The organism is Candidatus Pristimantibacillus lignocellulolyticus (genome assembly GCA_023639215.1).
Taxonomy (GTDB): domain Bacteria; phylum Bacillota; class Bacilli; order Paenibacillales; family Paenibacillaceae; genus Pristimantibacillus; species Pristimantibacillus lignocellulolyticus.
Genome location: CP097899.1, coordinates 5,166,327 through 5,185,673 on the forward strand (window position 1 = coordinate 5,166,327; position 19,347 = coordinate 5,185,673).

Annotated in this window: 13 protein-coding genes; all 13 read right to left on the reverse strand. The window is 37.6% G+C overall.

Translation table 11 applies throughout. From position 1 onward, the window contains the following. Window positions 1–108: 108 nt before the first annotated feature. On the reverse strand, window positions 109–1,938 hold the full coding sequence (locus NAG76_22725) for an ABC transporter ATP-binding protein/permease (protein URN94595.1): 1,830 nt from the start codon (window positions 1,936–1,938) through the stop codon (window positions 109–111). Beyond that, window positions 1,938–3,695, reverse strand: a complete 1,758-nt coding sequence (locus NAG76_22730) for an ABC transporter ATP-binding protein/permease (protein URN94596.1) — start codon at window positions 3,693–3,695, stop codon at window positions 1,938–1,940. The genes NAG76_22725 and NAG76_22730 overlap by 1 nt, the downstream gene beginning before the upstream one ends. A gap of 60 nt (window positions 3,696–3,755) precedes the next feature. Then, window positions 3,756–4,661 carry a carbohydrate ABC transporter permease gene (locus NAG76_22735; protein ID URN94597.1) on the reverse strand — a complete coding sequence of 302 codons (906 nt, stop codon included), beginning with the start codon at window positions 4,659–4,661 and terminating at the stop codon, window positions 3,756–3,758. Window positions 4,662–4,804: 143 nt separating this feature from the next. Then, window positions 4,805–5,737 carry a sugar ABC transporter permease gene (locus NAG76_22740; protein ID URN94598.1) on the reverse strand — a complete coding sequence of 311 codons (933 nt, stop codon included), beginning with the start codon at window positions 5,735–5,737 and terminating at the stop codon, window positions 4,805–4,807. Further along, on the reverse strand, window positions 5,738–7,987 hold the full coding sequence (locus tag NAG76_22745; protein URN94599.1) for a DUF5696 domain-containing protein: 2,250 nt from the start codon (window positions 7,985–7,987) through the stop codon (window positions 5,738–5,740). After that, a complete protein-coding gene (locus tag NAG76_22750) occupies window positions 7,984–10,119 on the reverse strand; it encodes a nuclease PIN (GenBank protein ID URN94600.1) in 2,136 nt (711 codons plus the stop codon). Before NAG76_22750 ends, NAG76_22745 begins: the two co-directional genes overlap by 4 nt. 17 nt (window positions 10,120–10,136) lie before the next feature. Next, on the reverse strand, window positions 10,137–11,018 hold the full coding sequence (locus NAG76_22755; GenBank protein ID URN94601.1) for a carbohydrate ABC transporter permease: 882 nt from the start codon (window positions 11,016–11,018) through the stop codon (window positions 10,137–10,139). 1 nt (window position 11,019) lies between these two features. Continuing rightward, on the reverse strand, window positions 11,020–11,940 hold the full coding sequence (locus NAG76_22760) for a sugar ABC transporter permease (GenBank protein URN94602.1): 921 nt from the start codon (window positions 11,938–11,940) through the stop codon (window positions 11,020–11,022). After that, complete coding sequence (locus NAG76_22765; protein URN94603.1) at window positions 11,930–14,914, reverse strand: extracellular solute-binding protein; 2,985 nt, start codon at window positions 14,912–14,914, stop codon at window positions 11,930–11,932. The genes NAG76_22760 and NAG76_22765 overlap by 11 nt, the downstream gene beginning before the upstream one ends. A 121-nt stretch (window positions 14,915–15,035) precedes the next feature. Next, window positions 15,036–16,157, reverse strand: coding sequence for a sn-glycerol-3-phosphate ABC transporter ATP-binding protein UgpC (gene ugpC, locus NAG76_22770; protein URN94604.1), 1,122 nt, complete (start codon window positions 16,155–16,157; stop codon window positions 15,036–15,038). A 14-nt stretch (window positions 16,158–16,171) separates the two neighbouring features. Further along, window positions 16,172–17,545, reverse strand: coding sequence for an extracellular solute-binding protein (locus NAG76_22775; protein ID URN94605.1), 1,374 nt, complete (start codon window positions 17,543–17,545; stop codon window positions 16,172–16,174). A gap of 120 nt (window positions 17,546–17,665) precedes the next feature. Beyond that, window positions 17,666–18,259 carry a thioredoxin family protein gene (locus NAG76_22780; protein URN94606.1) on the reverse strand — a complete coding sequence of 198 codons (594 nt, stop codon included), beginning with the start codon at window positions 18,257–18,259 and terminating at the stop codon, window positions 17,666–17,668. A 112-nt stretch (window positions 18,260–18,371) separates the two neighbouring features. Further along, window positions 18,372–19,316 (reverse strand): cysteine synthase A, encoded by a 945-nt coding sequence (gene cysK, locus NAG76_22785; protein URN94607.1) that lies wholly within the window; start codon window positions 19,314–19,316, stop codon window positions 18,372–18,374. Window positions 19,317–19,347 lie beyond the last annotated feature (31 nt).

Sequence of the window (19,347 nt, forward strand, 5' to 3'; positions counted from 1 at the left end):
AAAGTTTTTCTAAAGAACAAAAAAGACTTCTCAAAAGTTCAATGAACTCATGAGAAACCTCCACATTAAAAAAGTTAATCCGCCAACTCATTTATAACAATAAAATAATTAAATAGTGATCATCTCGTTAGTCATTCCTTGAGTATACAAATACATTTCTTGGTAATAACCTTCGAGTTGCATTAATTCCAAGTGTGTTCCTTCTTCTACAATCGCCCCTTGTCTCATAACGATGATTCGATCAGCCCCCATTACAGTAGATAAGCGATGAGCTATAATAATCGTCGTACGTCCCTTAGATACGATATCAAGTGCTTTACTAATTAGTTGTTCTGTTTGTGAATCTAAATTTGCAGTCGCTTCATCCAAAATGAGAATACGAGGTTGGAACACAATAATACGTGCAAATGATATTAATTGTCGTTCACCTGCGGACAATCCACTTCCCCTTTCAGAAAGCCCCGTATCATAACCTTCCTTCATGCGATCGATAATCGTATCAGCCCCGATAAAACGGCATGCTTCTATAACTTGTTCTCGTGTAATGGATGGATCAAATAACCGGACGTTATCCAATACGCTTCCTGTAAAGAGATATGGTTCCTGCTGTACTAGGCCGATCATGCGATGTAATTGTAACTGCTGTAATTGTTTGATGGAATGACCATCAATCGTAATATCACCTTCATTCACATCATAAAATCGGCATAATAGACTAATAAGTGAACTTTTTCCCGCTCCAGTCGTTCCAACAATACCAATCATCTCACCAGGTTTAATGTTAAGGTTTAAACTTTTTATAACGGGTTCACCTTCTCCATAAGCGAACTTAACACAATTAAAGTTAATTGCTCCTTTTACTTTAGATAAAGAAAGTTCTTTCGCATCTACGTTATCCTTCACATCAGGTTCAATCGCTAACAATGTCCAAATCCGTTGAATGGCGACAGTAGCAGCTTGCAGTGTATTCCATTGTTGTGTAATTGTATTAATTGGTTGGAAAAATAAGCGGATATATGTAATAAACGCATATAACACACCGAATTCTAATGTTTGCCCTAATACAGCTCGACCACCAAACCATACAATACAAGCAATAGCAATATTATTAAGTATTTCAAACGAACGATTAAACAGTACATTCGTCCGAATTTCTCTAAGATTAGCACGAAAATAGGAATCATTTTTTTCGTGAAATTGATTACTTTGCTCTTTTTGTTGATGAAATACTTGAATTAATGGCATACCTGCCAAGTTCTCTGCAGCAAAAGAAACTAAACGAGATAATCTCGTTCTAGCTAATTGATACGTCGTTCGCATATAGGATCGGAATGCTATCGCTATACATGCAATCACTGGTAATAATATTAAGCAGTACAACGTCAAACTAACGTCTAATTGAAACATAAGAACTAAAATGAAGATTAGCGTAAATCCATCTCTAAATATACTGAGAACAACCTGCTGGAAAAATTGATTAACAGCCTCCGTATCGCTCGATACATGTGTAATTAAACTACCGCTTGGTACACGGTCAAAATAAGACATGGATTGCTTAGATATATGGTCAAACAACCGTTTGCGAATACTTGCGACAATACTTTGACCTGCTTTTTGCAATAAATTATTTTGTAAATAGGTGAACACCAAGCTAATGACTGATAATGCTAAATATATTCCACCAATAGTAAGTAAACCGCTATAATCGTTTTTACCTAACATCAAATTATCATCGATAACAAGTTTGAGCAAATAAGGTTGTAGTAACTCGCCGCCAATAGCAATCAATGTACAGATGATAAAAGCTAAAAATGTGTATTTATGCTCTAACATATATCCAGATAAAGCTCGAAAGGTTGAGATGTATTTTGGCTTTTCTTTTGGCGCATTTAAATCTGCCTTTTGATCCATTTGCCAATTGTTTATCGCTTGTGCCATTAGGCTCTTGTTCCCTCCTCCTGTAGTTCAAACAACTTACGATAGAGTCCTTCTTCTTCTAATAGTTGTTCATGTCTACCCTGCTGAACAATTTCCCCTCCATCCAGCACGATAATATCATCTGCTTGTTTTAATGCGCTCACTCTATTGGCTATAATAATCGTAGTTTTCCCTTGCCGTATTTGCTTAATATTGTTCAAAATTTCACTTTCTGTTACTGCATCTACAGCGCTCACACTATCATCAAGTATTAGGATAGGTGCTTCTTTGATAATACCTCTTGCCAAACTTGTTCTTTGTCGTTGCCCACCAGATAACGTTACTCCCCGCTCTCCTAGCTTAGTGTCAAATTGATCGGGTAACTCAATAACATTGTCATAAATTCGCGCCTCTTGCGCTGCCCATAACACTTTCTCCTCGTCTATATCTCGCTTAAAAAAGGCGATATTCTCACGTATCGTAGAACTAAATAAGAAACCATCTTGTGGTACATATGCGATGGAGGTTCGTAAGCTTTCAAGCGTTAACTGTCTAACATCATGATGATCATATAAAATGGTGTCCGCCGGTGGATCATATAATCGCAATAATAACTTCATTAGCGTAGTTTTTCCGCTTCCTGTACGCCCAATAACGCCAACTGTTGTACCTTCTGGTATTGTGAATGAAATATGACTGAGCGCTCTTCGTCCCTCTTCGCCATTCCAATCTTTTTCATAGCTAAATGATAGATCCTGAATGTAAATATTGATTTTCTCAGAAGGAAGATCAATAGCTTGGCTAGATTCAACAATTTCTGGTTTTTGACTTAATAAATCATTTAATCTCTCTAGAGACGCTCTTGCTCTCTGAACAGTATTAATGACATTTCCAATTTGCTGAAGAGGATTCATTAGCATGCGAACATACAAAGTTAAAGCTACGAAACTACCTAATGTAATTCTTCCTTCAATCGTTAAATAGCCACCGAATACAATAGCCACGATAAGAGATACTGAACCTAGAAAAGGGATGATTGCTTGAAAAAGTGAAGAAACTCGCACTAAGCGAAGTTGATTTTCCTTAATAGCATCTACTGTTTCACCGAAACGGTTATTCATAACAGATTCGACTGCAAATTTCTTAGTTACTCGAATACCAGCAAATTGTTCTTCTGCAGAGGCAGTCATTGCGCTAAGTGCTTCTTGCACCTTTAACGAACGTTTCTTAATAATAGGTCCCACCCAAACGACAATGACTGGGATTAACAAAAGTGGGGTGATACTTGCCACTACCAAATAGAAAGGAACATCTGAGAGTAACAACATAACAATCGTCGAGATTAGTAACATCGATGAGTTGGCTGTTTGATTGACGCCCATCGAGATTGATTCGCGAACAGCTGTAATATCGTTCATAAAATAACTTAATAGTTTGCCGACTCCATTGTTAGAATAAAACTTTTCACTTAATTCAAGAAAATGAATGTACAGTCGTTTTCTATTTAAATACTCAAAAAGTCGACCTGTATACATGACCAAATATTGTCCAATTCCCCCTAATACAGCAAACCCAGCACCAATTAAAAATAATAACCAACCATATCGATAGACAGCATCCCATGATAGTTGACCTAGTTGCAGTTCATCTGTAAATTTTCCTAATACATGAGGAAATTGAACGTGAATAATATTAGCAATGCCATGAAGCATAATAGAAAACATATAGAAGATCCATGTTCTCTTGAAAAACTGCGATAGTATACGCTGTGAATCCAACTTTGCACCACTTCCTATAACAGGATGAACTACCTTCCTACCCACTACTTATTAATTGAGCTATTCCACAAGCCCTGTACGTTCAATCCCTTCCACAAACCACCGTTGAGTAAAAGCGTACAGCACTAATAAAGGCAATATAATAAAGAATGATGCAGCCATTTTAATAGGTTCTAAAAAAGCTCGCAAACCACCTTCTTGTGCCTCCATCGCTAATTTTGCATTTAACTTAGATAGACTTGTAGATAAAGGAACATCGGATGCACCGAACATATACATAGATGGGAAATAGGAATCATTCCATGTCCATACAAAAGAAAATAAAAATACTACAATAATTGCTGATCTAGAGATTGGTAACATTACCTTGAAAAATATTCGCAGGGCACCTGCTCCATCCATACGAGCAGCCTCTTCCATTTCTTTCGGTAATGTTGAGAAGAACTGTCTGAATATGAGTACGAATAATGCTCCTTTCAAACCATGTCCGAACAAAGTAGGAATAATTAGTGGCCAATACGTATTAATCCAGCCAAATTCTTTGAACATTAATATAGAAGGGAGAATCGTTACTTGTGGCGGCATGATAAACGTAAATAATAATGCAGCAAACCAGAACTTTTTGAACGGAAACTCTAGTCTCGCAAAGGCATAACCAGCAACTGCACAAGATATAATTTGAAACAATGCACTTAAACTAGCAACGGTAACACTTATCGTGAATCCCTTCCAGTAATCAAGCATTCCGAGTGCATCAATAAGATGACCAGCATATAACTTCATCGGAACCCATATTACTGCTGGATCAAGTAAATCCTGCTTGCTTTTGATCATTGTTGTTATCATATAAATTATCGGTTTCAAGTAAATAAATGCTACATCGATAAGCAATAGATACATTAAAATTCGAAACAATAATCCTTTATCTACTTCTTTACCTAGTAATAGTTGTTTCACTTTGTTCATTCTATGGCCTCCCAAATTTTTCGTTGCTTCTCATGCCATATTCGATGACGAATTAACTACAACGCGTGACTTCGTAATCAAAGTAGTTCTTTTTGAACAACCTCTAGTAACGAAAAATCACCATGTAAGCATTAGCTATAATCTTATCTTTGTGTAGCTAACTTATGGTTAATTCTTGAATATATAAAAAGTACGATTCCAATAAATAAGAGAACAATCATAAAGTAGATCCAAGCTAATGCGCTTGATAAACCGTAGTTATCTGTGGTCACCTTACCTATAATCGGATTAGATGGATACGTAAATAGATCAACAATGGTATAGATCATATTTAAGAAAATAAATGGTGCCATACCAGGCAGTGTGATTTTCCAGAATATGCTCCACGGATCCGCGCCATCGATACGTGCTGCCTCGTACACACTACCTGATATCGTTTGTCTTCCTGCTAAGAAGATAAGAATTTGTACACCCGAATACCAGAGTACTAATACAAACGAACCAATTACATTTTGAACTGGATTGAGCCACATTTCCGGTAGATATTGTTGAAGAAACGTATCCACCTTCAAATCTGAAATAATCGTTAATGTCCCTTCGCCTTGCTCCATAAACTCATCAATAATTTGACCTGAAGAGAATATGACTGGCAAGAAGAAAATGACACGAAATAAACCTCTACCATAAAATTTCATATTGAGAAGTATAGCTATCATTAACGAGAATACTAATATAATCGGAATAATTACTAATGCTTCTCTTAGAAACGGAAATAAATCATCATACAATAATCCGCCATCTGAAAACAGAATTTCTCGATAGTATTGAATGCCAACCCATGAAGAGTGAACTCCTGTAACCGTAATTTTCACTAGATTAAAACTCATGTAAAGGGAATACACTAGGGGAAATGCCACAAATGCGATAAATCCGAAAATCCATGGAGCAATAAAAAGAGAGCCTTCAATTTTTCGAAGTGTTGCTGTATTTCGCCAGATTGGACGACGAGTTTTCGTTGCTCGATTCAATGGATACCATCGATTCTGCTGTAGTGTTTTCTTCATTCTTGCTAGCATTTAATTCCCCTCCTTTACTACAACAAAATCCTGTGCAGGCACAACAATATTGTGATAAGCATAACTTTCGGCATTATAATTGACGATAATTCTCTTACCATTTTCATATTCGGTTAATTTTACGCCCTCCGATAACGTCTGATGATGTACAATAAATTGATCCTGAACATCTTTCAATGCTTCATTCATCCGTTTATATTGCTCGGCTGCTGAATCAATCCAAGCCTCTTCATTCAAGCTATAATGCCAAATGGAATATGCTTTTTTGAAAGCTCCTGATGGTGCTGCTGAGAAGATGTATGCAGGATAAGCCCCGTACTCCACACTGCGTAAAAATTCATTATGATATTCATTACGCATATTTCCCCACTCGGATGTGTACTTTACAAGTCCGTGTAAAGCCATTTGTGCAAATGGTATTGTCTCATCAACAAAAATATCATAGGAATAATCATCTGCCAGTCGGTGAATATGACTCACAGAAGCTAAACTATAGAAAGCCGCTTCATCCACTGCCGACTCTCCAATTTCACTTGTTAAAGAAGCTAATGTATCCTGTTGTCCAATGATAACTTCTGCTCTACTCGCTTTATTATTGGTGTTGAAATCGGTATGCGGAGCATTGCCAATCCCTCCTGTAAACATCACTCCATCTACACCAATAGAAGTATAATCCACTACATCCTCAGCAACTTCCTTAAACGCATAGCGTGGAGAAACATAAGGAATTTCATCACCATTATTCGCTTCATATTTCAACAGCGTTCCTGCCATATTACGAAGCCCATCGTTTAAACTCCAGAAGTTGCCTCGGTTGCTACTGTAAAGAGCATAATTTGCTGCTAGAAATACTTTCCCACCTAACCCTTGCGTATGAGCAGTGAATTTTTGCATGCCTTCATTGCCACCTAATCGTTTATCGACAGGAAAAAGTTCGCCATAAGAGCTATATCCCCATCTTTGCCAGCCATTATAGATCCCAATTACATTTTGTATTCCAGATTCATAAAGTTTATCTACAATTTTGATGGCTTCGTCTGTCGTTGTTCCTGTAATATAATCATCCCAAAGTAAACCTTCTTGCAGATCGGCACCTACTAGATCAGCATAGAAAGGAATGTTATCACTTACATTTTGCTGCTTGTGTAAGTCATAAGTTTCTATCAAATAGTTGCGATATGTTGTGGCCATATCTGCGTACTCATTTTGCTCACCAGACAATAAATAATATCTAGTTGTTCTAGACGGTGCTTCAAATCGCTCATTGCTATAAGTGAAGAATCCTTGATTGCCATCACGATCTGTACTCTGAAAAAACTTAATCCTATATTGCCATTCTCCAGTTGCCCAATTTGATTGACCAAGGGCATTCGCTGGTGCGGCGAATATTTTAGCATATTGTTCCCCTTCAGTTAGAACGGCTAAAAATGATTGTTCTCCTGACTTTATTCCGAAAACAGGCATGGAAACCGCTTGACGATTCGTAGCCTCATTGTAGAATGATAGATCTGAACCATACACCATCTCTCGATAAATAGATTTGTCTTGATTCTTGTTCTTATCAAACTTTATAAGTGCTCCAGGACCATCTGGAATGAATATATAGCCATCTTCATTAATAGAAGGTTGTGCTCCAAACTGAGAATATAGCTTTAGATTTAACAGACTATAAGTCCCTTCCTCAATGCCACTATCGATCACTTTCGTTTCTACATAATCCTCTCCTAACACCACTTCAAATGGAATTTTGAATCCACTATTCACAAAGTGATAGACACCTCGAAATCCATCTGAGATCCATTCATATTGTTCAATAACACCTTTTTCTTCCATCAAGTTTGTTAGTTTTGCTTGAGATTTTGAGTTTGTAGCATCAATATATTCAATTATGACAGGAGATAACAAATTGGAATGCCACAGTCCTGTTGAAGTTTCGGTATCCCAATAAGCGGGATCAGGATATGATCTCCAAATATAACCTGACTCTTTTTGTTCTACTTTGAAATGACCAGTCGATTGATCTGCCCACAGTTTCAAATTATCTGTTTCTCCTGCAAGGACAAAATCTGTTTCTACAGGTAGACGAGGTTCTAATTGAGCTGAAGCATCTGTACTTATTTCACTAGCTATTGCGTTATTTAATTTGGATGTTTCGCTCCCTACTTCTGATTGAATAAACCATACTAATACTCCTAATACCAGTAGCGTGGCTACTGCGCCTGCAATGGTTGTTCCATACTTTTGAATCATCGAATAGCCACCTCCTGATAGATTGAATACACAAAATGAATGAGTTCGTTTGATAAACTAAAAATAAGGAAAATTAATATTGCTAATATTGCCATCGTTATTATCGTTAAAATTAATGTTTTAATCGTTTCACCGACACTAAAATTGTGAATACCTTGCACTTTCCAAAAAACAAGTAAAATAACCCATCCATAGAGGAAATACTGTAAAAACATAAATATTGCTTCTTCATTCAACGTCATCGTTCTAGATATTAACGTAAGCGGTAAGCCAACCATAATAAACGGGAACATGGCATATGAACTTGCAATATAAACATCACGTAATCTTCCTTCTCCTTGATTCAATGAACTTATTAAATAATTGGAGATCACATATCCGAGCCAAATGACTACAAATTGTACAATCGGTGTAAATACTTCTGCTCTTACGATTACCGAAGGATTAAATAAAAAATGAATTTGCGATGACATAATTGCATATGAACTTATGGCTAGAACTAGTACAATCGTTCCACTTAATATACTGCCTTTTTGTTCATAACGAATGGCATGAAATCCATCAATCGGTTGACGAACAATATAGAAAATATGCTTGAGCTGCTGTAGCAATACTGATCGATCTGCTAGTTGGAATTGAAGCTTCCATTGTCTTTTTCGGGCAATATATCGAAACAGCGTTAATGAAGCAACAGCTACTATAATTAAATTCATAAATAATCCGAATTGATTTTGAAACCACAACAAGCGGTTTTGCCAGAATGAATCAGAATATCCTTGAGCTACTCCAATGGAAGTGAATAATTGTTCTGCTTGCTCATATTCTCCTTTTTTATAAGCAGCTTTAGCTAACCCGAGTACGGCAGGCGCATAGTATGCATTAAGTTGATTGACCTCTTCCCATAACGGTTCACTGTCCACATATCGCCCATCTTGTGTTAGTGAGTTGGCGCTGTGAACATACTCTCCGAATTCGGATAATGAGAACTTTTGAATGACATTATTTTCACTATCTAAAATGTATAAGTTATTTTTGGAATCGTTAGCGACAGCAGAAGGTAATTTAATATTTCCTAGTTTTCTTGTCGTGTCCTGACTAGCACCGCCCCAGAAAAACAGTAGATTACCATTACTATCATATTGACTAACAACATTTAATTTAGAATCAATCACCGTAATATTTCCATCTTTATCAACTGTTAAATCATTGAGTTGTGATGTTACGCCTCTACCATATCCGCTAGAGCGAATTTTTTCACCAAATGTACTAGCATCATCCGAATTAGAATACTCGCTTTTTCCTGCTAATTGATCTAGTCCAGCTATATTCAACTTTTTAACTTGCCCACGCTTAACCTCTTTGGTTACCGTATAGACAAATCCATTGGAATCTAAAGCAACACTAGTAATGGAGCCAGGCAATTTGCTAATCTCGCGCTCATACATTTCACGACTGTAAAGTAATCTTTTAATGCTATCCACTACAGAAAAGCTCGTTTTATTTGCACCAAAAAAACCTTGAAAATTACCGTCAGGATCTAGCTGTAACAGCCCCTGATAACCACCCAATGTAGCAATATAAAGAAATCCTCTTTTATCAACAACAAGTTTAATAGGATCATATTTGAAATTGTCTGGAATAAGTGGACTCTCTGGCTTACTGAATTCCGCAACTATTGTTCCTTCATTGTTCAACTTCAATATTCGCTGATTACCAGTATCGGCAATATAGATGTCACCTTTATCTGTTATAAATACACCTTGAGGATGATTTAGTGGATTATCTGGAAATTCAAGAATTCGAACTAATTCTCCGAGTTCATTCAAATGAACAATTCGATTATTGTTTGTATCCGCAATGTACATTTGATCGTCTTGGTCAATAAATAAATCCTGCGGTTGGACAAATGGTGAGTATTGCTCTTCTCCATTTACTTCAATAAATAATTGTGAACCGATCATTGCTGTTGGTGTATACGCTGCTTGAATTTGATAATGTTGACCATAATTGTCCTTATAATACGTTTTATAAGGTACATCCGCCAAAGCAATCTGAGGCTGCAGAATTGCGTTCACTAATATTATCAATAGTAACAGTGGCAGTATTAGGTACCGCCGCAGTTGCTTATGCATCTGACCTCCCCCTATCTCTACTTAATACCTGAATGTGCCATAGTCGTAATAACCTTACTTTGTAAAATTACAAATACAATTAGATTAGGAATAAACATAATAAGTGATGCAACCGCTGCTGCACCTTGCATTGCAACATTGTTGCCCAAATTATTAGTTAACGTCGATAAGAAGAAAGCAAAACTCTTCATCTCATCATCAAGCATGAATAACGATGAAGTTTCAATATTAGCCCACGAATTTTGAAATGCTAATATCGCTACTGTCGCAACAGCTGGCATACAAACAGGGATCACCACTCGTAAAAACACCGTAAACTCATTTGCACCATCTATTCTAGCGGCCTCTAATAACGCATCAGGAATCTGATCCATAAATTGCTTTAGTAAAAACACACCAACGGGCATCGCCATCATTGGAAGTAAATGTGCAAAATAAGTATTCATAATGCCTAATTGACTTACGACCAAATATCTTGGAATTTGTACAACTTCTGGTGCAAACATTAAAGTCAAAAGAATGCTACTAAACACAAATGTTGCCCCAGGAAACTTATGCTTAGCTAAAGGATACGCGCATAATGCACTAACTATCGTTACTAGCACAACGGATGCTACCGATACAAATACACTGTTAAAAATGTAACGAATCATAGGAACCGTTGACCTTGCTGTAACAGAAAGAAGCTCATTGAAATTTTGCAGGGAAGGCTCTTTCACGATAAAAGTTGGTGGATACACGAACAACTCATGGTATGGCTTAAAAGCATGATTGAATATATACACGATAGGTAATAACATAAAAATGGAGATTACAATGAGAATGACCGTTAATAATTTCTGAAATCCATCCATTGTTTGCAATCTGTTTCGTCTATATAACAGAAGCTGACGCCACATATTACTCATCTCCTTTCGTTCCAAAAAGTCCCCAGCTTAATCGATTTGATGCATACATAATAATAAGTAAAAATACAGAAATAGCTGCTGCATAACCCATTTCAAACCGAATAAACCCAAAATCCTCAATATGATTAATAATAAGATGCCCGGAGTATGCAGGTGTTGGATTCATTCCTGAAAGTTCCACTCCAATGGCACCAGTCTTAAATGTTGCTACAATAGCCATTACTGCTCCGAATAACATTTGAGGTTTCATCGATGGAATCGTAATGTACCATATTTCTTGTAACCTGCTTTTCATTCCGTCGATTCGTGCTGCCTCATAGTAATCTTTATTAATATTAAGGATGCCTGCAAGCATAGCGAGAAACCCGACCCCCATACTTGACCACAATGTAACTACTATCATGGCATTCATTAAGTAGTCAGGATCAGTTACCCATAATTGAGGCACATCTATAATCCCAAGCCTTAGCAGAATACTATTCAAGTAACCGATTCGATCACCAGTTAGCATTGGCAACCACACAATAGACATGGCTATTCCGATCGTTAGCGATGGTGTATACATCGCTAGTGAGAACCACTTCTGCAATTTACCTGGTAATTGCGAGATTAACCATGCCAATAAAAAGGCTGCGATATAACCACCAGGTCCAACGATTAGAGCAAATTTAAACGTATTAGGAAGTGCATATTTTAGAAACAATAAATCTTGTGATATTAAATATTGAAAGTTCTGCCACCCAATAAATCTTGGTCTTTCAATAGCATTAAAATAAGTAAAACTTAGTACAACAGCAGCTATAACAGGTACAACAATAAATGCTAGAAAACAAAGCATAAATGGAGTAATAAATAAGTAGCTCAGTCTAAATTTCCAAATATTTTGTAAATGATTTGCTATTTTATTGGACATATTCATTCACTCCCTCCCATGGATCAGTGATTTGAGGGAAGCTAAACCTTTTTTGGATCTCGCCTTTTTCATTCACAAAACCAAACTCTTGCTGCTTTCGCAGTAATTCACGATTGATATCCAAAACTGTCGTCTCAAGTGCTGTACGGTAGTTCGTTCCATTAATAACAGATGCTACCCAAGCATTATTCAATTCACGCCCCAAGAAGTAACCTCCAGGAGGATTTTCTTTTTCTCGATACCAAGACCATTGTTCTAAAATGACATTTGAATCTTCTTTTTTCCAAGGTAGTTGAGTAAATGCTTCTATATTAGCAGTGTTCCAACGGAATGAAACACCATTTATTGCTTCTAATTCTGAACCATAACGTTGTTGAGCCTCTGTGGATACCCACCACTTCATAAAAGTCCAAGCGTCATTTTTTTTCTGAGACTTCTCGAAAATTACACCGGTCGTTTGTTGTCCGCCTGCCCATCTAGTAATAGATCCATCCTCTTGTTCCACCCCTGGTATAAGTGCCATTCCCCAGCGACCATTAAGTTCTGGTGCTGCTGCGGACAATTGAATGTACATATTATAATCAGAAATACCAATAGGCATTGTTCCACTGCGGAAATGCTGATAGAAACTAGGCACTTGTTTTTCGAGAGAATACATATTGAACAAATCAGTCCATTGTTGGAAAGCTTTGAAACCTTCAGGTGTGTCTAGTGCTGTAGTCAGTCCATCAGCTGAATAGAAGTCAACACCATTTTGATAGATGAATGGTAAAAACTCATTTGGATTGATATAAAAATTCATATCATTTTGTTGCAAGGTTGGCAGTGAATCATATACGTCTCCCCATGTTTCAGGAATTTCTAATCCGAGATTTCTCATAATATCTTTTCGATAATAAAGAACTTGGAACGATTGAGTCTCAGGAATAGCATAATAACCCCCGTCATAATACAACGCTTGCCATGATCCTGGGCTATAGCGTTCATATAGATCATCGAAATCTTCAAATTTTGATAGATCATATATACTTCCTCTAATTGCATAATCAACAGGTAAATCTTGATTTAAGCCAAGTGCAACATCCGGTTGCAATCCCGCTGCATTTGATAAAACAAGTAATTGAGTAGTAGGTAGTAAATTTACTTTTACTTTAATTCCAGTAGCTGGCGTAAATTGTTCATTCACAAGATCTTGTAGTTGTGTGACATAATCTCGACCACGCAATACCCACACATTTAACTCCTGCTCATCCATATCATCTAAGCTTTGACGTGTATTAAAGGAATAGCCAAAGTTAGCTAACTGTCCAACAACCTTATCTCCCAGAGATGTTTCCATCACGGGAATGGATTGACCATAAGGTACGATATATATTTCGTCTAGTTGGAGTGGCTGCTTATGCAGATTAACTACAAAATTATTAATTTTTTCGGTAATAGAAGTAATCTCATCTACATAGTAGGGTATATCGTCAGCATGTTTTAATAATTGCTCAATATCACTAGCAGATGCCCTAAAACCTTCACTTATACTGTCCTTACTTCCATTAACATTCGCCATTTCATCTGCCAACACTATTAAATTAGCTTGTGCTAACTGTAGTTTGTCCGTTAAACCTGGCAAATCTCGATCTAACTTCCATGTACGATTGCGGTCAATCTGACGACCAGTTAATGATCTTATATCTTGTTCTGCCTCACGTAAAAGTGCACTTAAATTTTCTATCCCACGTACAATTGGACTTATTGTTGAGTGAGTCAAAGCTATCGATAACGTGTGCGTTCCTTTCTCCAAGTAGAAGTTAAAAGGCTCTCCCCCATTATCCTCAAGTACGACTCCCTTCCAGGAAGAAGAATATGGGAATCGATACGTCAGTAACTCTTCAAATGGCACTTTTCCATCGATTTGAATTCTTCTAAAGGAAGCTTTTTGGGAGAATCTTTCCTGAAGTGCTCTCATTCCAATTTGATAATATCCACTTTCAGCCACTTCAAATTGCCAAGCAGCCTCTTGGTTAGGCCAATCCCAACGAACTCCCCCCATCGTATTATAAGTAATACGACCTTTTGCCCGAGGAACCGTACTCCAATCGCGATCCCACATCATTACGATAGAAGGATCATTCTTCCATACCATTTGTTCTGCCTGCAACGTAATAATCTCTTCATTAAGTGGTTCTATCTCTTGCTCATTAGTAACTTCTTTGTAAGTCGGCAACACCGTAGGCGGTTCTAAGTACAATTTATCTAGCGCAATTGGCTCATAACCTTCTATACGAATCGTATTTTTACCTTTTGCAAAGTACCATTTAAGCGGCTTGGCATAATTGGCACCAGCATCTACGAACGGCCATTGACTCCAGTCTGAAATATCCTGTGCAACAGGACGAATCTCGTCACCGTCATCATTTTTCAATATTTCGCTCTTATCACGCCACAATCGATATAATGTGATAGATGATGCTTCTCGGAAAGGACGTTCCCCGTTAATCTTGACATCCCATACTATCGGCCTGGTATAATTATCACCTTGAATAGGGTAATAGAGCGCATGTAATTCATATAATCCATCCTTTGGAACATCGACTTCATACTCTATCCAGTTTGTATCTTTAGATTCCCATAGGAGTACATTATCTTTTCCTCCATACGAGCCCTTATAGATTTCAGTTTGACTGGATTGAGCAGAAGGAGTGGTAGCGTCTATTTCAATACGAGAGGTTACTGACGTTAATTGTTGCTGCTCCCAACCCTGAAGAACATTTACATAATAGGGATCTAGATCAGCCTCTGCTACAGACTTATCCTCCCAAATGACAAAGTCCTTTAGTGTTAGATTCGCTTGATATGGTCCTGAGCGGAGAGTACCTTTTGCTTGACTTGAAATAAGCCCTGTCGTTAATGTAGCGATAACTAGTAATAATAGAACCGACCAAACATATCTACTTTTCATTTGTAATTTGCCTCGTATCATTACATGCCACTCCTTTCCACTCTTAGTTACAACTTGTTGTTTTTAGTGTTGTTCAATATGCGACGTCGTATAAACTACAACGCAACACATCGTAATCAAAGCTAAACTTTTTGAACTTCCTCTATTCGAGATTGTTCAATGTTAGGCGCTTCCCACTGTCTGCTTCAAAATAGAGTGCCTTGGACATATCAGGAACAATCCTTAGTTTTTCTTGATCATTAGATTTGTAATAAGCATCCACTCGCATAATAAGTAATTTCTCTTCTCCAATGTCTAGATGAAGGAAACGATCTGCACCCATTAACTCACTAATATGGAATGTACCCGTAATAACCGGCTCCGTATATAACCCTTCCAACGCTATATGCTCTGGACGAAGTCCAAGCATGACTCTACGATCAATTTTATTATGCATTCTCAAAATATCTGATGCCTCTTGCCCAATCGGTAAGTTATATCTTTTCGTCTGAAAAGTTAATCGCCCTGCCTGGTCCGCTACTACTTTCCCTTGAATTAAATTGATTTGTGGGGAACCGATAAAGCTAGCCACAAAAGTATTGTTTGGCGTAGCATAAACTGCTTCTGGCGTATCAATTTGTTGTACGACCCCATCCTTCATAACAACAATTCGATCAGCCATTGTCATCGCTTCAACCTGATCATGTGTGACATAGATGAATGTTGCTGCTAAGCTTTTGTGCAGCTTAATTAATTCCATTCTCATCTGAACGCGTAGTTTGGCATCAAGATTTGAGAGAGGTTCATCCATAAGAAATACTTTAGGATCACGTACAATAGCTCTTCCAAGAGCAACACGCTGACGCTGTCCGCCTGACAATTCTTTCGGCTTACGATGTAAATATGCTTCAATTTCTAATATTTTTGCTGCTTTTCTCACAGCCAAATCAATCTCATGTCTTGGTTGCTTTCTAAGCCTCAATCCAAAAGCTATGTTTTCAAACACACTCATGTTTGGATACAAAGCATAGTTCTGAAACACCATAGCAATATCACGATCTTTAGGGGGAAGATGATTTACCAATTGGTCACCAATGTATACTTCACCTTCTGTAATATCCTCTAACCCAGCAATCATTCTTAACGTTGTAGATTTTCCACATCCAGAGGGACCGACAAACACAAGAAATTCTCGATCTTTAATTTCAAGATGAAAATCATTCACTACAACCTGTTTATCCTTGCCATATCGCTTATATAAATGGTTGATAACAATACCAGCCATACTCATCCGCTCCCTTATTGCGTTTTAGATAAAGTTTCTAGCTCCTTATCAATCGCTTCTTGTGCGATACGTAATGCTGTATTAATATCCTGCCCCTCAGTAGCGACTCTTTGCTCCGCCTCTACTAAAAATTTCCGTACTTTCCCTTCATATTTATGGGGACGAATCACTTCACGTGGTGGGGCATTAAAGATGTTCTCAACCTTCTTACCTTGTAATACAGCAATATCTTGACCGTACACCTCTTCGAATTGTTCACCCTCAACTGTTGGTACACGACCAGCTTTAGATAGTGCTAATTGTGATTCATCCGACAATAGATTAGCCAACACTTGGAATGCGATATCTTTATGCTTGCTTGATTTTGTCAAAATAATAGAGTGGATATTAGCACCCTTTCCTGTTCCTAAATTCTCTTCAAAATTCGGGAACGGTGCAAAATCCCAATTTAATTCAATGCCTTGCTGTCTTAATTCTTCAAGTGGTCCCAATAGATGAGCTAGATTGTATGCAACCATAGCAATATTTTGTTCATTGAAGAAAATATCATCATCATCGGCATATAAGTAACGACCATCTGCACCAATAAATCCAGGTACTTCATAACTCTTTTGTAGTTGTTCAAACACTTTTACCCACTCTGGAGAGGTAACATTTGCAGTACCTGTCTCTGGATCAACGATCGTTAGATCAAGACCAGTCGAAATATTGTTAGAACCAAACAGATCAATTCCGATATAATTAACACCATTATCTGAACGAGTCACTTGTTTACCTAAATTAATAGCCTCATTCCAGCTCATCTGTTCATCTGGTGGATAATTCACGCTGAATTTATCAAAGATATCTTTGTTATAGAACAATACAGGTAAATTTACAGAGAATGGAAAGCCGTGCAATTCCCCTTGGGGTGAATATTGTTTTATCGTATCTAATACAACTGGCTTTAGTTTCGATAAATCTACATTGTATTTTTCAACATAAGGGTTCAAATCTTCTGCTAATTCTAAATCAGAAATCGTTGTTGCTAGATTTGATGTGGCTACAAATATCAGATCCGGTACTTCACCTGAAGTAATAAGCGGTTCAAGTTCGACATCTTCTGGAGCATCTACCCACTCCAGCGTTACGTGAGGGAATTTAGCTTTTGTAGTTTCTACGAGTGTTTTCTCAAATTCAGTTTCTGTAACCGTTATGCCTGCTCTTAATACTTTGAGAGTTACAGGTTCTTCAGAAGCGACTTCTTCCTTGGTTGCATTATGATTTGTATCTTTAGTTTGATTTGCATTGGTTGTTGTTTTTACTGGATTATTATTATTACTGCAACCGGATAACACGCCTATCACTATAATAAATACTAAAAATATAGCTAATCTTGCTTTTCTCATCTAAATCTCTCCCAAGCACGTTTAAATTTCGCATCAAACCACTTCGTTTTATCTGTAATTAAAAAAAATTCCGTATCTGTCGCTATAATCACTCCAGATACGGAACCTTCGCCTGATCTGTTAGTTAGTTGTTAGAATTAAATCGCATGCCTCTGCCGGTATCCAATTTTTATCTTGCCCTTCCCATTTCACATTGCAGCCTAGTGGGTTAGTTAATGGAGTTTGTACTTCTCTACCAGCAATGTGATCATCTAGAGCTCTTTCTAAATCATTGCTTGTAATTTTGTCTGCCTCACGTGGATTATCCACTCCGCGTCCAGTGTAAATAAGTTTGCGATCTTGATCAAACACGTAGAAATGTGGTGTACGTAGTGCACCGTAAGCTAATGCTGCCGTTTGTTCTGCATCATGAACGTATACCCAAGGGAAATTATGCTGCTCGATTCGTTCAACCATTTTTTCATAGGAGTCATCTGGTTTAGTGTTCGCACTGTTAGCGTTAATTCCTACAAATGAAACTCCTTGTTGCGCGTATTTCAAAACGGTTTGACGCGTGACTTCATCTGATCCAATAACAAAAGGGCAGCTGTTACTTGTAAAGAAAACAACTAATACTTTAGCTTCCTCAAAACTGTTCAAACCGTAATACTTGCCATCAACCGATAATAGATTAAAATCTGGAGCTTGATCTCCAAGCTGTAAAGTAAATGCCATATTCTTCATCTCCCAAACATTTTATATAAAAAAAGAGACATAGCTATCTTAACAGTAAGATAGCCATGACTCTGGTTTACCAGTCGATCATGGACGATTAGTATAATGCTTCTTATACTTGTTGTTCATCTGCATAAAGAACAGTAGATAGATATCGTTCACCATTACTCGGAACTACCGCTACTACACGCTTACCTGTTCCCAGTTGTTTGGCTAATTGTATTGCAGCATAGATCGCTGCACCTGATGAAATTCCACCAAGTATACCTTCTTGCCTAGCTACAAGACGAGCAGTTTCAAATGCTTGCTCATTGGTTACCGTAATAATCTGATTATATATTTGAGTATTTAATATAGATGGAATAAATCCAGCGCCTATTCCTTGGATTTTATGCGGCGTAGGCTTACCTCCTGATAACACTGCAGAAAAGGCTGGCTCTACTGCTACAATTTGAATAGATGGATATTTATTTTTCAATACTTCTCCCGCTCCTGTAATTGTTCCACCAGTTCCAATACCAGCTACAAAACCATCAAGTCCACCATCTAATGTGTCAATAGCTGCAACAATCTCTGGTCCAGTCGTTGTCCTGTGGATATTTACATTTGCGATATTATCAAATTGACGGGCCGGGAAATAATTCGGGTTACGGTCCAATATTTCTTGTGCAACACGGATCGCACCTTTCATGCCTTCCGCACCTGGCGTTAAGATAAGCTCTGCTCCATAAGCGCGTAGTAAGTTCCTTCTCTCAAAACTCATCGTTTCTGGCATAACGAGTACTGCTTTATAACCACGTGCGGCAGCAACTAATGCAATTCCAATTCCTGTGTTACCACTAGTTGCTTCAATAATCGTACTCCCTTTTTGTAGAAGCCCTAACTTCTCAGCCTCTTCAATGATACTAATGGCGATTCTATCCTTCACACTACTTCCAGGATTGAAATATTCTAGCTTCAACAGCACTTCTGCGCTATCTTCGGGAACAATATTATTCAACCGTACCAATGGGGTATTCCCTATTAATTCAGTAATATTGTTTGCAACTCTAGTCAAGATGACCACCTCCAATAACTTGTATAGCTAC

Bases quoted from the DNA above. Each gene is read 5' to 3' on its own strand.
- NAG76_22725 (URN94595.1), bottom strand. From the start codon at position 1,938: ATGGCACAAGCGATAAACAATTGGCAAATGGATCAAAAGGCAGATTTA.
- NAG76_22735 (URN94597.1), bottom strand. From the start codon at position 4,661: ATGAACAAAGTGAAACAACTATTACTAGGTAAAGAAGTAGATAAAGGA.
- NAG76_22740 (URN94598.1), bottom strand. From the start codon at position 5,737: ATGCTAGCAAGAATGAAGAAAACACTACAGCAGAATCGATGGTATCCA.
- NAG76_22745 (URN94599.1), bottom strand. From the start codon at position 7,987: ATGATTCAAAAGTATGGAACAACCATTGCAGGCGCAGTAGCCACGCTA.
- NAG76_22750 (URN94600.1), bottom strand. From the start codon at position 10,119: ATGCATAAGCAACTGCGGCGGTACCTAATACTGCCACTGTTACTATTG.
- NAG76_22755 (URN94601.1), bottom strand. From the start codon at position 11,018: ATGTGGCGTCAGCTTCTGTTATATAGACGAAACAGATTGCAAACAATG.
- NAG76_22760 (URN94602.1), bottom strand. From the start codon at position 11,940: ATGTCCAATAAAATAGCAAATCATTTACAAAATATTTGGAAATTTAGA.
- NAG76_22765 (URN94603.1), bottom strand. From the start codon at position 14,914: ATGATACGAGGCAAATTACAAATGAAAAGTAGATATGTTTGGTCGGTT.
- ugpC (URN94604.1), bottom strand. From the start codon at position 16,157: ATGGCTGGTATTGTTATCAACCATTTATATAAGCGATATGGCAAGGAT.
- NAG76_22775 (URN94605.1), bottom strand. From the start codon at position 17,545: ATGAGAAAAGCAAGATTAGCTATATTTTTAGTATTTATTATAGTGATA.
- NAG76_22780 (URN94606.1), bottom strand. From the start codon at position 18,259: ATGGCATTTACTTTACAGCTTGGAGATCAAGCTCCAGATTTTAATCTA.